A 17,080-nucleotide genomic window follows, 5' to 3' on the forward strand; every position below is an offset into this window, starting at 1 on the left:
CGATTCAACCGCCCGCCCCCGCCCGGCCGTATCCCCGGGCGGCGCCCGGACCCGGGCGCGGACGGGGGGTGCGCTGCCGTGACGCGCCGGCTGCTGGTCACCTACCTGACGTTCGCGCTGCTCATCCTCGTCGCGCTGGAGGTGCCGCTGGGCTGGGTGTACCACCGCGGCGCGCAGCGGCAGGCCGCGGACGCCCTGGAGCACGACGCCGAGGTGCTGGCCGCGTTCGTCGACACCGCCCTCACCACCGGCCGCGGCGAGCAGGTGCACCTGCTGGCCCGGGAGGCGGCGCAGCGGCTCGGCGGGCAGGTCGACGTCGTCGGCGCGGGCGGGCGCCTGCTGTCCAGCACCCACCCCGAGCGGCACGCGCCGGGCGGGCCGGGCGCCGCGCCGGACGTGCGCGCCGTGCTGGCCGGGCGCGACCGGGTCACCGGGCGGGCGGCCGGGCCGGGAACGATCTCGGTGGCCGTGCCCGTGCACCCGGGCGTGGCGGCGCGCGGCGCGGTCCGGGTCAGCGTGCCGACGGCGCCGACGACGGCCCGCGTGCGCCGGTTCTGGCTGCTGCTGGCCGCCGCCGGCATCGCCGTGCTGCTCGCCGCCGCGCTCGTCGCGGTCGCGCTGGCGCGCTGGATCAGCCGGCCGGTGCGCGAGCTGGAGCGGGCCACCGCCCGGCTGCCGGGCGGCCCGCTGCCGCCGCCGCCCACGACCGGCCCGCCGGAGCTGCGCCGGCTCGCCGCCGCCTTCCACGCCACGGCGGGCCGGGTGCAGGGCCTGCTGGAGGCGCAGCGCGCGTTCGCCGGCCACGCGTCGCACCAGCTCAAGACCCCGCTGGCCGCGCTGCGGCTGCGGCTGGAGAACCTGGAGCCGGACGTCACCGCCGGCGGGGCGGCCGGCCTGCGCGCCGCCCTGGCCGAGACCGACCGGCTCGCCGGGCTGGTGGAGTCGCTGCTCGCCCTGGCCCGCGCCGAGCGGGGCACGCTGCCCCGGGAGCGGGTCGGCCTGCCCGGCGCCGTGGCCGGGCGGGTGGAGGTGTGGGCGCCGCTGGCCGCCGGGCGCGGCGTCGGCCTGGTCGCCGACGGCCCGGCCGACGCGCACGTCGCGGCCGTCCCCGGCGCCGTCGACCAGATCCTCGACAACCTGCTCGCCAACGCGCTGCGCGCCGCGCCGGCCGGCAGCGCCGTCACCGTTTCCTGGCGGCCCGGCCCGGCCGGGGACGTCGAGCTGCACGTCGCCGACCGCGGCCCCGGCCTGACCGACGAGCAGCGGGAACGGGCGCTCGACCCGTTCTGGCGCGCCCCCGGCGCCGCGCCCGGCGGCACCGGCCTCGGGCTGGCGCTGGTGCGCACGCTCGCCGAGGCGGGCGGGGGCGGCGCCGCCCTGCGCCCCGCGCCCGGCGGGTCGGGCCTCGACGCGGTCGTCACGTTCCCGGCCGGCCCCGCCGCCGCGCTCAGCCCAGGACGACCAGCGTGACCGCCACGCCCGCCGCCGCCAGCCCCACCGCCTGGACCGCGCGCAGCCGCTCGCGCAGCACGGTGGCCGCCAGCAGCACGGTCACCGCCGGGTAGAGGGCGGTGAGCACGGCGGCGACGGTCAGCTGGCCGCGCCCCGTCGCCGCCAGGAACAGCAGGTTCGCGGCGGCGCCCAGCAACCCGGACGGCAGCCCCCAGCGCACCGCCGGCCCCCACCCGGCCCGGTCCGCCCGGCGCATCGCCGGCCCGGCCAGCGCCGCCACGACGGCGACCGCGACGAGCTGGCCGGGCAGCAGCGGCCACGCCCCCGCCGCGGTGCCGGCCCGGTCGAGCGCGATGAACAGCAGCCCGAACCCGGTGCCGGCGAGCAGCCCGTACCGCACGTCGCGCAGCGGCTCCCCCGCGTCCGCGCCGCCCGGCTCGCGGGAGACCAGCGCGATCGCCGGCAGCGCGACGGCGACCCCGGCCCAGGCGAGCCCGGACAGCCGGTCGCCGTCGAGCACGCCGGCCAGGGCGGGCAGCAGCGCGGTCGTCACCGCCGACACCGGCGCCACCACGCTCATCCGGCCCAGGGCCAGGCCCCGGAACAGCGCGGCGTTGCCGATGCCGCTGCCGACGCCGCTCAGCGCGCCCCAGGCGAGCACCGCGGCCGTCGGCGCGCCGCCCGGCACGACCAGCACGGCGAGCGCGGCCGACAGCACCCCGACGACCTGGATGACGACGGTGACCAGCGCGGGCACGGTGCGCCGCCCGCCGACCCCGCCGACGAAGTCGCCGGCGCCGTAGCTCACGGCCGCCAGCAGCGCCAGCAGAGCCCCCACGATCACCACCCCCGGCGCCCAGTCTCGCAGCCGCGCACCCCCGGGACCGGGTCGTCGCGCGGCGGCACGGCCCGCACCGGTGATCTAGGATGCGCCGATGGCAATCGGGCGGTCGCCGCACCGCGATCTGGTGAAGAGCGCCTACATCGCGTGGGACCGCGAGGACTGGGCCGAGGCAGGCCGCCTGCTGGAACAGGCCGTGCGGGCGGCGCCCGACCAGCGGGGCAGCGAGCGGCTGTGGTTCGACGCCGCGCTGGCGTACAAGTTCCTGCGGGACTGGCCCAAGGCGTACGAGCTGGGCCGCGAGGCGGCGGCCCGGTCGCGGCGCGGCGCCGAGGACCCGGCGTTCTGGAACCTCGGCATCGCGGCCACCGCGCTGCGCGACTGGGCGACGGCCCGCGACTGCTGGGCCGGCTACGGCCTCGACCTGCCGCCCGGCACCGGCGAGATCACCGCGGACCTGGGGCCGACCTGCGTGCGCATCGACACCCGGGACGGCCAGGAGGTCGTGTGGGCGGTGCGGCTCTGCCCGGCGCGCGCCCGGGTCATCAGCGTGCCGTTCGACCCCGGGCGCCGGTTCGGCGAGATTGTCCTGCACGACGGCGCCCCGAACGGCGAGCGCGTCGCCGGCGGCCGCACCCACCCGGTGTTCGACGAGCTGCTGCTGTTCGAGTCCTCGCCGACCGCCACCCTCGCCGCCACCGTCACCGCCCGCACCGGCGACGACCTGCGCGCCGCGGCGGAGGCGTTCCAGCTCGCCGGCTTCGGCGCCGAACCGCTGGACAGCGCCGACGTGCTGTGCCGGTGCTGCAGCGAGGGCACCCGCGAGGTGGCGGACCGGTTCGGCGCGGGCGAGCAGCAGCTGCTGGTGGCCGCCCCCGAGGAGCGCGCCGTCCGGCTGCTCGACGCGTGGGCCGCCGCCGACCCGGCCGCCCGCTCGTGGCGCGACCTGCACCCGGCGACCTGACGACCGACGGAGGCTCGCCCGCCCCGCCGCGGGTGAGCCGCCACGGCACGAGGTCACCCGCGCCGCCCTCGCCGTGAGCGCCTGACCGGCGCGGCGAAACCCGGTCGCGGGGCCGGGCCGCCGCGCCGTACGGTCGCGGCATGCAGCGCGCGGCAGCCGACACGACGACGCCGGGACACCCCGGCGGAGCGCGCTGACGTCATCGACTCACCGGCCCCGGGGCGACATCCCCGGGGCCGTCGTCGTCTCCGAGGTGCGCCCGCGAGGCCCGTACCCGTGAAGGAGACCGTCATGGTCGACCACCGCAGGCTCGGCCGCGAGCTGGAGCTGTTCTGTTCGGACCCGCTCGCCGGCGCGGGACTGCCGATCTGGCTGCCCGCCGGCGCCGCCGCCCGGCACGCCGTCGAGGAGTACCTGCGCGAGAAGGAACGCCGGGCCGGGTACCGGCACGTGGTGTCGCCGCCGGTGGCCCGCCGGGAGCTGTTCGAGCTGTCCGGGCACCTGGATCACTTCGGCGACGACATGTTCCCGCCCATGCGGCTGTCCGGCGACGACGAGCTGATGCTGCGGCCGAGCCTGTGCCCGCACCACGCGCTGGTGTTCCGCGCCCGCGGGCGGTCGCACCGCGAGCTGCCGCTGCGGGTAGCCGAGCTGGGCGGCATGTACCGGGCCGAACGTTCCGGCGTGCTCGGCGGCCTGACCCGGGTGCGGGCGATCTCGCTCAACGACGGGCACACCTTCCGCGCCCCGGAGCAGGCCGTCGACGAGGTGAGCCGCGAGCTGGCGCTGATCCGCGAGGCGCATGCCGACCTGGGGGTGCGGGCGTCGGGTGTCCGGCTGTCGCTGCGCGGGCCCGGCGGCGACTACGCCGGCGACGAGGCGATGTGGGCGGCGGCCGAGGGGGTGCTGCGGGACGCGCTGGCCCGGGCGGGCGTGGCGTACGCCGAGTCGCCGGGCGACGCCGCGTTCTACGGCCCGAAGATCGACGTGCAGGTGCGCGACGACGCCGGCCGCGAGCAGACCCTGTCCACCGTGCAGGTCGACCACGGCCGGCCGCGGCGGTTCGGGCTGGAGTACACCGCCGCGGACGGCGGGCGCCGGGCGCCGGTGCTGATCCACCGCAGCATGGCCGGCAGCATGGAGCGGCTGTTCGCGCACCTCATCGAGGTGCACGCGGGGGCGTTCCCGGCCTGGTACGCGCCGGTGCAGCTGGTGGTGCTGCCGGTCGGCGCCGGCCAGGACGCCCCGGCCGCGGAGCTGGCCGCCGGCGCGGTGGCGGCCGGGCTGCGCGCCGAGGTGGCGCACGACGGCTCGCTGGGCGCGCGGGTGCGCGACGCCGCCCGCCGCCGGGTGCCGTACGTGGCGGTGATCGGCGGGCGGGAGGCCGCCGGCGGTGCGGCGGCCCTGCGCCTGCGCGACGGCCGGGAGCTGGGCCCCCGGCCGGTCGCGCAGGTGCTGGACCTGATCGGTCAGGTGGTGGCCGCGCGGTCGGCGGACCTGCTGCCCGGGTAGCCGGTCAGCAGGCGCCGATCCACGAGCACTCCACGTCCTCGCCGGCGCGGGTGGCCACCGGGCCGGGCTTGACGGTGCCGCGGCTCAGCGCCGCCGCGCCGGCGGGGCCGCCCGAGCGGGCCAGCGCGTCGCCGACCTGGTCGAGGATGCCGTTGGCGTTGCTCAGGCCGTTGTTGACGACCATCGAGAACACCAGGCGGCGGCCGCCGGCGTCGGTGACGTAGCCGGACAGCGCGTTGACGCCGGTGAGCGTGCCGGTCTTGGCGCGCAGGTTGTTCGCCGCCGGGCCGGTCGTCAGGCGGGATCGCAGCGTGCCGCCCTGGATGCGGTCGGGGTTGCCGGCGATCGGCAGGGCCGCGTACCAGCCGTCGAACCAGACCTTCGACTGGGCGGCCACGAGCAGGTTGGCGATCTGGCCGGTGGTGAGCCAGTCGCGGCGGCTCAGCCCGGAGCCGTCGACGGAGCGGATGACGGCGGTGTCGACGCCCAGCTTCGCCAGCGCGGCGTTGGCGGCGGCGAGCCCGGCCGGCCAGGTGCCGGTGTTGGAGACCTTGCGGCCCATCGTCTTCAGCAGGATCTCGGCGTGGCCGTTGTTGGACAGCTTGAGGAACGGCGTCATCAGGGTCGCCAGCGTCGGCGAGGTGCGGGTGGTGACCGTCTTGGCGGCGGCGGGCGTCGCCTTGTACTGGGTGGCCTTGGCGACCCGCACGCCGTGCTTGGCGAGGGCGGCCTTGAAGACGGTGGCCGCGTAGATCGTCGGGTTCTCCACCGACACGGCGTCGGTGGCGGCGCCGCCCAGCGGGACGGACCCGGTGACGACGATGGTGTTGGTGCCGTGGGTGCGGCCGGCGCCGACCGTCTCGGCGCTGCCGGACGCGCCGGTGGTGGTGCGGTTGACGACCGTGACGCCGCTGTTGGCGGGCGTGACGGTGACGGTGGCCGCGCGCCCCGCCGCCGTGGCCGGCTTCGTCGTCACGACGACGCTGTTGAGGTTGTAGTCGGCGTCGGCGGCCACGGTGAGGGCGCCGACCGGCGCGGACGACGCGTACGTCTCGTCCTCCCACGCCCAGTCGGTGCCGAGCCGGACGCCGTCGAACCAGGTGTCGTCGGCGACGAGCGAGCCGGTGACCGACCGGATGCCCGCGGTGGCGACGGCCTTGGCGAGCTTGTCGTACTCGGCGGCGGTGACCATCGGGTCGCCGTAGCCCTTGAGGTAGAGGTCGCCGGTGAGCGTGGTGCCGCTCCGGGTGCCGGTGGACAGCACGGTGGTGTTCCAGCGGAACGACCGGCCGAGCACCTCGAGGGCCGCGGCGGAGGTCAGCAGCTTCATGTTCGACGCCGGGATGACCCGGTCGCCGGACTTCTGCGCGTAGACCGTGGCGCCGGCGGCGTCGCGCACCTGCAGGCCGGTGGTGGTGCCGGACAGCGCGCCGGTGGCGAGGATCTGGTCGAGGCGCGCGGTGAGCGCGGGGTCGGCGACGGCGACCGCCCGCGGGGCGGGATCGGCGAACGCGGACCGGGTGGCGACACCCCCGGCGACGACGGCTGCCGTGGCGGTGACCGCGACGACGACGGAGCGGACTGCCCGCATGGGACCCCCCTGAGTGGACGACGGCGGCGGTCATCGTTGCACGCCGGTCCCACCCGTGTCCGCCCCGCTGTCAGGCTTGCGCCTCCCACACGAGCGCGGCCCCGGCCGTCAGGCCCACGGCGGCCGGGTCGCTGGACAGCGAGTACGTGATGCGGAACACCCGCGCCGCCCCGTTCGTCGCGGGGGTCCACGACGCACTCAGCCCGGAGGCGTAGGACGGGTACGCCGAGGCGTAGCCGCCGAGGGTGCCGTTGTACAGGGTGGCCGACGGCGTGAAGCCGGTGCAGCTGGCGAAGCCGCCGCCGGTGCCGGTCTCGACGGTCAGGTTCAGGTACGGCCCGAGCCCGGTGCCGGTCAGGGCGGTGGTGTAGAGCCGCACGGGCGCGGGGGCGTTGCCGGTGTAGGTGACGGTGATGCACCGGCTGGCGGGCGGGGCGGCCGAGGTGAGGCCGGTGACGGAGAACAGGGCGGTGCCCGTGGTCGGGGTGCCGCCGCCGTCGTCGTCGGAGATGGTGATCGTCCCGGCCGCCCAGTTCGACACCGGGTTGGCCGACGACGCCACGAACGCCGCGGACGACGTCTGGGCGCCGGCGGCGAGCACGGCGCACAGCCCGGTGACGCCGGCCGCGACGATGCCGGCGGTGGCCCGGCGGCCGCGCCGGCGCCGGTGCCGGCGGCGCGCGGGGCGGGCGGTGGCCGCCACGGCCAGGGTGAGCAGGACGCCCAGGGCGGCGGTGGCGCCCGGGTGCCGGGCGGCCTCGACGGCGGGCAGGCCGAGGGCGGGCAGCCGCAGCCGGGCCACCCCCTCGACGGCGGCGGCGGGCACGGGGGTGGAGTCGGCGGTCAGGTTGGCGTCGCCGCGGGTGTGCACGAGGCCGGCGCCGTCCACGCCGGCGACCCGGTGCAGCAGGTGGCGGCCGGGGCGGGCGGGGTCGGGGAAGCGCACGACGTCGCCGGCGACGATCCGCCCGGCGGGCGCGGTGAGCACGATGTCGCCGGTGCGCACGGCCGGCGCCATGGAGTCGGAGCGCACCGTGGTGGCCTGCCAGCCGAACAGCCGCGGTCCGACGGAGACCACGCTGAGGACGCCGACGAGCAGCAGCGCGCCGGCCAGGGCGGCGGCCGCGGTGAACAGGACCAGCCGGCGCAGGGCGTCGACGGGCACGGCGAGGGCGTCGCCGGTGCGGCGAGCGTCGTTCCCGTGCCGGGCGGTCATGCCGCAGGTGATCGGCCGCCGGCGGCCTGACTTGAGGGCAACCGGCGCTGTCGCCCCGGTCACGCGTCGAAATCCCTCCGATCGCCGCGCCGGCCGCCGATTCGTTCCGCGTGGCACTCTCGCGGAGGCAGACGGTGCAGCGCCTGGCGCTGGCCGCGCTTCCGGCTGTCGGCCTGGCGGCGACGGCGCTGTCGCTGAGCACGTCGTTCAGCGCGTTCTCCGGCGCCACCAGGAACCCGGGGAACCTGTGGTCGTCGACCACGCCGACGCTCAGCCTGGCCCGGACCGCCTTCAACGGCCCGGCGGTGACCACGGGCACGCTGTCCGGATTCGGCCCGGACGAGACGGTCACCTACCGCCTGGACGGGGCGACACCGCTGACCGGTTCGCCGTCGGCCGCCGGGCCGGGCGGGTCGGCCTCCATCACGTCGCTGTCGATCCCGTCGGCCGCCGAGGGCGCCCACACCGTGTACGCGCTCGGTGGCAGCGGCTCGCAGGCGTCGATCGCCATCGTCGTCGACACCACCGCGCCCACGGTGACCGCCGGGCTGTCCCCCGCGGCCAACGGGGCGGGCTGGAACAACAGCAGCCCGGTGCAGGTCACGCTGACCTCGGGCGACGGCGCCGGCTCCGGCGTGCACCGGGTCTACTACACCACCGACGGCTCCGACCCCGTCGCGTCGGGCACGGCCACCACGTACGCGCTGCCGTTCAACCTCAACGCGACGACCACGCTGCGCTTCTACGCCGTCGACCACGCGGGCAACGCCTCCGCGGTCACCACCCGGCAGGTGCGGATCGACACCGTCGCGCCCGCCAACGCCGTCACCGCCGCGACCGTCACCGGCACCGCGGTCAAGAGCGGCAGCACCGTCTGGTACCGGGGCGCGGGCACCGGGTCGCTGACGCTGACCAACGCCGTCGCCGACGCGGGCTCGGGCCCGGCGTCGAGCGCCACCGGCGCGCTGGGCGGCACGACGACCGGCTGGACGCACACCCCGTCGACCGTCACCAGCCCGGCCGGCGGGCCGTTCGTGTCGAACACGTTCTCGTGGGCCGCGTCGACCACCAGCTCGCCCACCGTCACGGTGACCGGCGCGGACGCGGCGGGCAACACCACCGCCACCGGCCTCACCTTCAGCAACGACTCCGCCGCCCCCACCGGCGGCTCCGTCGACGCGACCGGCCTGACCGGCACCGGCACCCGCTACCGCACCGGCACCGCGGTCAGCGTGGCGTTCACCCCCGGCACCGACGCGGGCGCCGGGCTCGCCGCGAGCGGCCGGCAGCTGCTGCGGTCGACGGGCACCCTCAGCAACGGCGTGTGCAGCGCGTACGGCTCGTACACGCTGCTCGCCACCGACCCGGCGTCGCCGTACGCCGACACGGTCACCGACCAGGCCTGCCACCGCTACCAGTACACGGTGCCGGACCTGCTCGGGAACACCGCCACGTACACCAGCGGCGACGTCAAGGTCGACAGCACGGCCCCGAGCACGCCGACCTGGGCGGCGTCCGCGTTCACCAACACCGCGGTGACCGGCACGACCGTCTACTACCGCTCGACCGCCACCAGCGGCTCGGTCACCCTGACCGGCAGTTCCACGGACGCCGCGTCGGGCGTCGCGAGCTACGCCTACCCGGCGCTCGGCACCGGCTGGTCGGCGACGGCCGGGACGCTCGGCGTCACCACGTACGCGTGGTCGAGCGCCGGCCCCGCCGCGCCCGGCACCCGGACGTTCACGGCGACCAACAACGCGGGCCTGGCGTCCGCGACGTCGTCGTTCACGATGACGGCCGACACCACCGCCCCGACGGGCGCGGCGGTCACCTACACCAACGGCTACCCCGCCGACCTCAACCCCGCGATCACGCTGACCGCCGCCACCGACGCCGGCGCCGGCCTCGACGCGGCGGCGGCCGTGCTCCAGCGCCAGCAGGCCCCGCTGTCCGCCGGCACCTGCGGCGCCTACGGCGGGTGGACGACGATCGCGACGACCCCGGGCACGACCCACAACGACGCGACCGTGACGAACGGTTACTGCTACAGGTACCGCTACACCGTCGCCGACCGGGTCGGCAACACCGCGACGGCCACCAGCATCAACGAGCTGAAGGTCGACTACCACTCGGCGGTCCGGGCCGACGCGGGCCTGTCCGGCTACTGGCGCTTCGGCGAGGCCAGCTACGGCCTGGACACGTTCACCGGCACCACCGGCGCGGCGGTGAACTCGCGCCCGGCCGACGACGGCACCACCTGGACGCTGAGCTCCGGCTCCGCCCCGGTCATCACGGCGGCCGACCGGATGCGCCGGGTCAGCGCCAACGGCTTCGACCTCTACAACAACGCCGCCCCGTCGTCGCCCGACTACGCGGTCGAGGCGGACATCCACGTCGCCAGCAACACCGGCACCTACTACCCGGGCATCCTGGGCCGGTTCAACCCGGCCACGAGCACCGCGTACTACGCGCAGCTCGCCCAGGGCAGCGGCTCGTGGCAGCTGTGGAAGAAGGTGAACGGCACCAGCACGCTGATCACGACGGCCGGCGCCACGGCCAGCATGACCGCCGGCGCCACCTACACCCTGCGCCTGCAGATGACCGGCACACAGATCACCGTCTGGGTGAACGGCACGCAGGTCATCAGCGTGACCGACTCGTCGGTGACCGGGGCCGGCTACGGCGGCATGTTCATCTGGGGCAGCGGCACCCCCACCGACACCGATGGCCTGCACATGGACAACTACTCGCTGCGCCCGCGGGCGGCCGACGGCAAGGGCACCGCCACGGGCGACTACTTCTTCTCGCCCACGCTGGGTGTCACCGGGGCGCTCGGCGGCGCCGACACCGACACCGCGGTCCGGTTCGTCAACTCGAAGAGCTTCGTCACCGTCGCCGACAACGTGGCCCTGGACGTGGGCGACACGACGACGATCGAGTTCTGGTTCAAGCGGTCGACGACCGCCACGACCGGCTTCGAGACCATCGTCGACAAGGGCACCGGCTCGTTCAAGGTGGCCCTCAACGCCGGGAAGCCGACGCTGTACAAGTCGCTGGGCGCGGGCGCCGGCACGTCGATCATCGGCGCCGTCACGCCCGTCACCGACACCAACTGGCACCACGTCGTCTTCGTCAAGGCGGGCGCCGGCACCTGCGTCTACTTCCTCGACGGCTTCCAGACGGCGAGCGCCAGCGGCTCGGGCAAGACGCTGGCCAACACGACCTCGCCGCTGATCGTCGGCGGGTCGGCGGCGGAGGCGTACGCCGGCAGCGTCGACGAGCTGGCCATCTACTCCACCGCGATGACCGCGGCGACCGTCACCCAGCACTACCGCTTCGGCGTGGGCTGAGCGCTCAAGCGCCGAGGCGGTTCAGGACGGTGCCGACGAGCCGCTTCCAGTCGGTGTCGAACTGCGGCGACGTGCTGGCCGCGCCGAGCCGGTAGACGGCGTACGCGTCGACGATGACGACGTTGCGCCGGGTCAGGACGGCGACCGCGGTGTCGGCGGTGCTCGGGTGGGCCGGGTCGTAGGTCTTGTGGCGGATGACCACGAAGCCGGTCCAGCCGCCCTCGTCCAGCGGGGTGGTCCGCACGGTCTCGGTGTAGGCGGGCTCGCGCCGCTGCGCGTCGTCGCGGGCGGGCATGGTGACCGTGGGCGGGCAGGCGTCGGCGACGGCGCGCAAGCTCGCCAGCCCGGCTGCGGCGGCCGCGGCGTCGGGGTAGACGAGCCCGGTCTGGTGCAGGGTCTGCGCGCCCTTGGTGCCCTCGTCGACGAGCGGCGCGGCGACGACCTGGGGCCCTGGCGGGACGACGGGCCCGGTGGTGTCGCCGCCGCAGAAGCTGACGAGCTGGTTCGCCGGGGGCGGTTCCTCGGGCGCGCGCCAGGTGGCGCCGATGTCGGTGGCCTGCAGCAGCGACCCGCGCACGGTGGCGACCTCGACGGGCGGGCCGGTCGGCGCGGGCGCGGGGTCGTCGCCGGAGCAGCCGGCGAGCGCGAGCCCCCCGGCGAGCGCGGCGGCCAGCACGGCGGCTCCTCTGCTCAGCACCCGGCAATAGTGCCAGACGCGCGGCGGCCCGGGCCGGTCACAGCGTCAGGGTCGCCACGACGGGTGCGTGGTCGGAGCCGGGTGCGCCGCGGCGGGCGCCGGGGTCGTCGCCGATCGACGGCGGCGGCGGCCGGTCGACCAGCGCGTCGACGGCGCTGACGTGCGGCAGCAGCGCGTGGCTGACCAGCAGGTGGTCGATCAGCTCGGGCCGGCTGCGGTAGACCCGGGACCAGCGGCGCTCCGGCGCGATGCGGCCGGCGAGGTTCCACAGCCGGGCGCCGTCGCCGGCGTCCGGGCGGTCGAAGCCGCCGGTGCCGATCTCGGAGCCGGGCGGGCCCTGCAGCAGCTGGGTGGTGGCGGCGCCGGTCTCGTCGTTGAGGTCGCCCATGAGCACGACGCGTTCGGTGCGGCCGCGCCCGCCGAGCACGGCGTCGGCGAGGCCGCGCACCATGACGGCCTCGGCGGTGCGCCGGTAGAGCGCGTACGCGGCGACGCGGGCGCGCTCGCCCTCGTCGCGGGGCGCGAACCGGCTGCGGCCCGGCGCGGCGGGGTAGCTGAGCAGCTTCGACTTCAGGTGGCACACGATGACGGTGACGGCGCCCGGCCCGGCGGTGCGCACGGCGAGGGCCCCGCGTCCCGCGCCGGTGGTGAGCGCGCCGTCGTCGCCGGCCTGGACGCCGGCCAGCGGCGGCGGGAAGGCGGACACGTCGGCGACGATGCCGGCGCTCAGCCGGGTGAGGACGCCGACGCGGATCGGCCGGCGCGGCTCGAACCGCTCGGACAGCAGGACCCGCCAGCCGGCGCCGAGCTGGGCGGCGAGGTCGGCCGCGGCGCCGGCGGAGCCGACCTCCTGCACGCCGACCAGGTCGAGTCCGGCGTCGGCGATGGTGCCGGCCAGGGCGGTCAGCTTGGCCTTGTAGGCGGCGTCGTCGGCCGGTCCGCCGGCCTCGCCGGGGCGGAACAGGTTCTCGAGGTTCCAGGTACCCGCTCGCACGCCCGCCAGTGAACGCCTCGGCCGCGCCGGGGGCAGCCGGATCAACGACTGTCCAGAGATGTGGACGCTCGACATGCGGCTGGACGAAATCCTTGCGTTGAGGCATGTCCATGCATCACGATCTGCGTGCCCCTTAATTCGCGTCTTCAACGAAGATGGAGGAGACTGTGCGCACTCCGAGAGCCCGGGCCGCCACCGCGGGCCTGGCCGCCGCGACGCTCATCGCGTCCGGACCGGCCGTTTTCCCGACCGCGGCGCAGGCCGCGCCCGGGGACGTCACCGTTGCCGCGGTGACGGGCGTACAGCTGACCGACGAGGGCGGGACGGCCCGCGTCGGTGTGCGGGTGACCGTGGAGGGCGGTGCCGCACTGGCCGCGCCGGTGGTTCTCCCCTGGACCACCGGCGCGGTCACGGACACGGCCACGCCCGGAGTGGACTATCGCGCCGCCCGGGGCACCCTGCGCTTCCCCACCGGCACCCGCTCCGGCAGCGTCCAGTACGTGCAGGTCCGCACCACCGCCGACCGGGCCGCCGAGACCGCCGAGACGATCACCGTCACCGCGGGCGCCGCCGTGACGCAGGTGGTCGTCAACGCGCACGGCCTGCCGTACCTGGACCCGGCCCTGCCCGTCGCCCGGCGGGTGAACGACCTCGTGAGCCGCATGACGCTCGCCGAGAAGGTCGGGCAGATGACCCAGGCCGAGCGCGCCGCCGTCACCGGCAACCCGGCGCTGATCACCACCCAGCTGCTCGGCTCGCTGCTGTCCGGCGGCGGCTCCACCCCCGCCGGCAACACGCCCGAGGCGTGGGCCGACATGATCGACGCGTTCCAGACCCGCGCGCTGGCCACCCGCCTGCAGATCCCGATGATCTACGGCGTCGACTCCGTGCACGGCCACTCCAACCTGTACGGCGCGACGATCTTCCCGCACAACATCGGCCTCGGCGCCACCCGCAACCCGGCGCTGGTGAAGCGGACCGCGCACGTGACGGCCGAGGAGACCCGGGCCACCGGCGTGCCGTGGACGTTCGCGCCGTGCCTGTGCGTCGCCCGCGACACCCGCTGGGGCCGCACCTACGAGTCGTTCGGCGAGGACCCGGCCCTGCCGACCTCGATGGCCGGCACGATCGAGGGCTTCCAGGGCCGGCGCGCCGCCGACCTCGCCAAGGCCGACCGGGTGCTCGCCACCGCCAAGCACTTCGCGGGCGACGGCGACACCGAGTACGGCACCGGCGAGGGCACCCGCAAGATCGACCAGGGCGACGTCATCACCACCCGCGCCGACTTCGAGCGCATCGACCTCGCGCCGTACTGGCCCGCGATCCGCAACCACCGCGCGGGCACCGTGATGCCGTCGTACTCGACCGTGGACTGGATCGAGGACGGGGTCGGCAACAAGCTCGACATGCACGAGCACCGCGAGCTGCTGACGGACTACCTCAAGGGCCGGATGGACTTCGACGGGTTCGTCATCAGCGACTGGGAGGGCATCCACGACAACGACGACGTCACCGGCCTCAGCGTCGAGGACGTGCGGCTCGGCGTGAACGCCGGCATCGACATGTTCATGCAGCCCAACAACGCCGGCCGGTTCATCGAGATCCTGCTCGCCGAGGTGGCCGCCGGCACCGTCAGCCAGGCCCGCATCGACGACGCGGTGCGCCGCATCCTCACCAAGAAGTTCGAGGTCGGGCTGTTCGCGCAGCCGTTCGCCGACCGCACCCACATCACCGAGATCGGCTCCGCGCCGCACCGCCGGGTCGCCCGGCAGGCCGTCGCCGAGTCGCAGGTGCTGCTGAAGAACGCGGGCGGCGTGCTGCCGCTGAAGAAGACCGCCAAGGTGTACGTCGCCGGCCGCAACGCCCACGACATCGGCAACCAGTCCGGCGGCTGGACCATCACCTGGCAGGGCGTCTCCGGGGCGATCCAGCCCGGCACCACCGTGCTGGAGGGCATCCGGCAGGTGGCCCCCGGCGCCACCGTCACGTACAGCGCGGACGGCTCGGCGCCCGTCGACGGCAGCGACGTCGCCGTCGTGGTGGTCGGCGAGACCCCGTACTCGGAGGGCAACGGCGACGTCGGCGGCCCGGTCAGCAGCGACAACGGTGTGCCGCGCGAGCCCAAGCGGCTGGAGCTGCAGCCGGGCGACCAGGCCGTCGTGGACAAGGTCTGCGCCGCCACCCGGTGCGTCGTCGTGGTGGTCTCCGGCCGCCCGCAGGTCGTCGGCAACCTGGGCGACGTCGAGGGCCTGGTCGCCTCCTGGCTGCCCGGCACCGAGGGCGCCGGCGTCGCCGACGTGCTGTTCGGCCGGCGGCCGTTCACCGGCCGGCTGCCGATGACGTGGCCGCGCACCGCCGCCCAGGAGCCCATCAACGTGGGCGACGCGGCGTACGACCCGCAGTTCCCGTTCGGGTTCGGCCTGCGCACCGACAACGCCCGCGACCGGCTCAACGACGCCACCCGCGCCGCGCTGGTGGCCCACCCGCGCGACCGCGACGTGCAGGCCGCCGTCGCCGCGGCCACCCGGGCGCTCGCCGCGCGCAACTGGACCCGCACGGGCGCCGTGAAGAACACGGCGGCCGTCGCGGCCCAGCTCGACCGGGCGCTGGTCCGGCTGGACCGCAGCGGCCGGGACGTGTCGGCGTTCGAGGGCGCCGTCGTGTCGGTGCTGCGCGACGTCGCGCAGCGGGCGTACGAGCCGGGCGACGGCACCGCCGCCCTCATCGGCGACGCCGACGTGGCGCTGCTCGACGGCGACGCCCTGGCCGCGGGCCGCCTGCTGGCCCGCGCGTTCTGATCCTCACCACCCCCCACGAGGACGGGGTCCGCAGCCCACGCCCCCGGGTTGCGGACCCCGTCCCCATGTCCACCCGAGAAAAGCCGGAGGCACCGTGTCCCGAAGCAAACGCACCGCCGTCGTCGCCGCGGCGGCGGTGCTCATCCCCGTCGCGGCGGCCGTCCCCGCGCAGGCCGCGCCGGGTGACGCCGGCACCGCCGTCACCGAGCCGGTGGTGCTGGTCGCCGAGGGCGGCACCGCCCGCGTCGGCGTGCGCCTCACGGTCGAGGGCGGCGGCACCCTGCCCGCCCCGCTCGCCGTGCCGTGGTCCACCGCGGCCGGCACCGCCACCGCGGGCGCCGACTTCCGGGCGGCCCGCGGCACCCTGCGGTTCCCCACCGGCACCCGGTCGGGGACGGTGCAGTACGTGCCGGTCCGGACCACCGCCGACCGGGCCGCCGAGACCGCTGAGACGATCACGGTGACCGCCGGGACGGCCACGGCGCAGGTGGTGATCAACGCGCACGGCCTGCCGTACCTGGACGAGTCGCTGCCCGTGGCCCGGCGCGTCACCGACCTGCTGGCGCGGATGACGCTCGAGGAGAAGGCCGGCCAGATGGCGCAGGCCGAGCGCAACCAGGCGGCGCCGAACCCGGCCCTGATCACCGACGCCAAGCTCGGGTCGATCCTCAACGGCGGCAGCTCGATGCCGGCCGTGAACACGCCCGAGGCGTGGGCCGACATGATCGACGGCTTCCAGCGCCGCGCGCTGGCCACCCGGCTGCAGATCCCGCTGATCTACGGCGTGGACTCGGTGCACGGCCGCGGCAACCTGTACGGCGCCACGATCTTCCCGCACAACCTGGGCCTCGGCGCGACCCGCGACCCGGCGCTGGTGTCGCGCACCGCGCACCTCACGGCCAAGGAGACCCGCGCCACCGGCATCCCGTGGAACTTCGCGCCGTGCCTGTGCGTGGCCCGCGACGACCGGTGGGGCCGCACGTACGAGTCCTTCGGCGAGACGCCGGAGCTGGTCACCACGTACGCGTCCAGTGTGGACGGCTTCCAGGGCACCCGGCCCGGCCAGCTGCGCGACGCCGACCGGGTGCTCGCCACCGCCAAGCACTTCGCGGGCGACGGCGACACCGAGTACGGCACCGGCGAGGGCGCGTACACCCTGGACCAGGGGGACACGGTCGCGAACCGGGCGGACTTCCACCGGATCAACGTGGCGCCGTTCGAGCCGGCCGTGCGCCGGCACCGGGTCGGCTCGGTCATGCCGTCGTTCTCGACGGTCACCTACACCGACGGGCCGGCGGCCGGGCAGCGCATCGACATGCACGCCCACACCGAGCTCATCACCGGCGAGCTGAAGGGCCGGCTCGGCTTCGACGGCATCGTGGTCAGCGACTGGCAGGGCATCCAGGACAACGACGACGTCACCGGGCTGAGCGCCGACGACGTGCGGATGGGCGTCAACGCCGGCATCGACATGTTCATGCAGCCGAGCAACTCGCCGCTGTTCATCCGGCTGCTGCTCGCCGAGGTGGCGGCCGGCACCGTGCCGGTCGCGCGCCTCGACGACGCGGTGCGCCGCATCCTCACGAAGAAGATGCAGCTGGGGCTGTTCGCCGCGCCGTTCGCCGACCGGCGGCACGCCGCCGACATCGGCTCGGCGGCGCACCG

Annotated in this window: 11 protein-coding genes; 6 read left to right on the forward strand and 5 right to left on the reverse strand. The window is 76.1% G+C overall.

All coding sequences use genetic code 11. From position 1 onward, the window contains the following. Positions 1-78 precede the first annotated feature (78 nt). On the forward strand, positions 79-1,470 hold the full coding sequence (locus Sya03_RS24145; protein WP_203940685.1) for a sensor histidine kinase: 1,392 nt from the start codon (positions 79-81) through the stop codon (positions 1,468-1,470). On the opposite strand, the gene Sya03_RS24150 is transcribed toward Sya03_RS24145, so the two are convergent. Then, positions 1,448-2,290, reverse strand: coding sequence for an EamA family transporter (locus Sya03_RS24150; RefSeq protein WP_203940686.1), 843 nt, complete (start codon positions 2,288-2,290; stop codon positions 1,448-1,450). The genes Sya03_RS24145 and Sya03_RS24150 overlap by 23 nt on opposite strands. A gap of 97 nt (positions 2,291-2,387) precedes the next feature. Here Sya03_RS24150 and Sya03_RS24155 point away from each other — a divergent pair, with 97 nt between their 5' ends. Together Sya03_RS24155 and thrS are read left to right on the forward strand one after the other, a co-directional pair. Further along, complete coding sequence (locus tag Sya03_RS24155; RefSeq protein WP_203940687.1) at positions 2,388-3,257, forward strand: tetratricopeptide repeat protein; 870 nt, start codon at positions 2,388-2,390, stop codon at positions 3,255-3,257. Positions 3,258-3,548: 291 nt separating this feature from the next. Further along, complete coding sequence (thrS, locus tag Sya03_RS24160; RefSeq protein WP_203940688.1) at positions 3,549-4,769, forward strand: threonine--tRNA ligase; 1,221 nt, start codon at positions 3,549-3,551, stop codon at positions 4,767-4,769. Between the two features lie 4 nt (positions 4,770-4,773). On the opposite strand, the gene dacB is transcribed toward thrS, so the two are convergent. Both dacB and Sya03_RS31660 read right to left on the reverse strand, forming a co-directional pair. Further along, positions 4,774-6,360, reverse strand: a complete 1,587-nt coding sequence (gene dacB / locus Sya03_RS24165; RefSeq protein WP_203940689.1) for a D-alanyl-D-alanine carboxypeptidase/D-alanyl-D-alanine endopeptidase — start codon at positions 6,358-6,360, stop codon at positions 4,774-4,776. A gap of 70 nt (positions 6,361-6,430) precedes the next feature. Then, positions 6,431-7,576, reverse strand: coding sequence for a S26 family signal peptidase (locus Sya03_RS31660; protein WP_203940690.1), 1,146 nt, complete (start codon positions 7,574-7,576; stop codon positions 6,431-6,433). A 134-nt stretch (positions 7,577-7,710) separates the two neighbouring features. Here Sya03_RS31660 and Sya03_RS24175 point away from each other — a divergent pair, with 134 nt between their 5' ends. Then, positions 7,711-10,926 carry a LamG-like jellyroll fold domain-containing protein gene (locus Sya03_RS24175; RefSeq protein WP_203940691.1) on the forward strand — a complete coding sequence of 1,072 codons (3,216 nt, stop codon included), beginning with the start codon at positions 7,711-7,713 and terminating at the stop codon, positions 10,924-10,926. A gap of 4 nt (positions 10,927-10,930) precedes the next feature. Here Sya03_RS24175 and Sya03_RS24180 read toward each other — a convergent pair whose 3' ends face one another. Continuing rightward, positions 10,931-11,623 carry a hypothetical protein gene (locus Sya03_RS24180; protein WP_203940692.1) on the reverse strand — a complete coding sequence of 231 codons (693 nt, stop codon included), beginning with the start codon at positions 11,621-11,623 and terminating at the stop codon, positions 10,931-10,933. Between the two features lie 37 nt (positions 11,624-11,660). After that, complete coding sequence (locus Sya03_RS24185) at positions 11,661-12,617, reverse strand: endonuclease/exonuclease/phosphatase family protein (protein ID WP_203940693.1); 957 nt, start codon at positions 12,615-12,617, stop codon at positions 11,661-11,663. Positions 12,618-12,784: 167 nt separating this feature from the next. Between Sya03_RS24185 and Sya03_RS24190 the strand changes: the two genes are divergently transcribed. Together Sya03_RS24190 and Sya03_RS24195 are read left to right on the forward strand one after the other, a co-directional pair. Next, positions 12,785-15,415 carry a glycoside hydrolase family 3 N-terminal domain-containing protein gene (locus tag Sya03_RS24190; protein ID WP_239107798.1) on the forward strand — a complete coding sequence of 877 codons (2,631 nt, stop codon included), beginning with the start codon at positions 12,785-12,787 and terminating at the stop codon, positions 15,413-15,415. 94 nt (positions 15,416-15,509) lie between these two features. Further along, a partial coding sequence (locus tag Sya03_RS24195) for a glycoside hydrolase family 3 protein (RefSeq protein WP_275411480.1) occupies positions 15,510-17,080 on the forward strand: 1,571 nt, incomplete at its 3' end.

The organism is Spirilliplanes yamanashiensis, from assembly GCF_016863475.1.
GTDB lineage: Bacteria > Actinomycetota > Actinomycetes > Mycobacteriales > Micromonosporaceae > Spirilliplanes > Spirilliplanes yamanashiensis.

What these genes read in the sequence shown, in the direction of transcription:
- dacB (WP_203940689.1), bottom strand. Translation starts at nt 6,360, where the DNA reads ATGCGGGCAGTCCGCTCCGTCGTCGTCGCGGTCACCGCCACGGCAGCC.
- Sya03_RS24155 (WP_203940687.1), top strand. Translation starts at nt 2,388, where the DNA reads ATGGCAATCGGGCGGTCGCCGCACCGCGATCTGGTGAAGAGCGCCTAC.
- Sya03_RS31660 (WP_203940690.1), bottom strand. Translation starts at nt 7,576, where the DNA reads ATGACCGCCCGGCACGGGAACGACGCTCGCCGCACCGGCGACGCCCTC.
- thrS (WP_203940688.1), top strand. Translation starts at nt 3,549, where the DNA reads ATGGTCGACCACCGCAGGCTCGGCCGCGAGCTGGAGCTGTTCTGTTCG.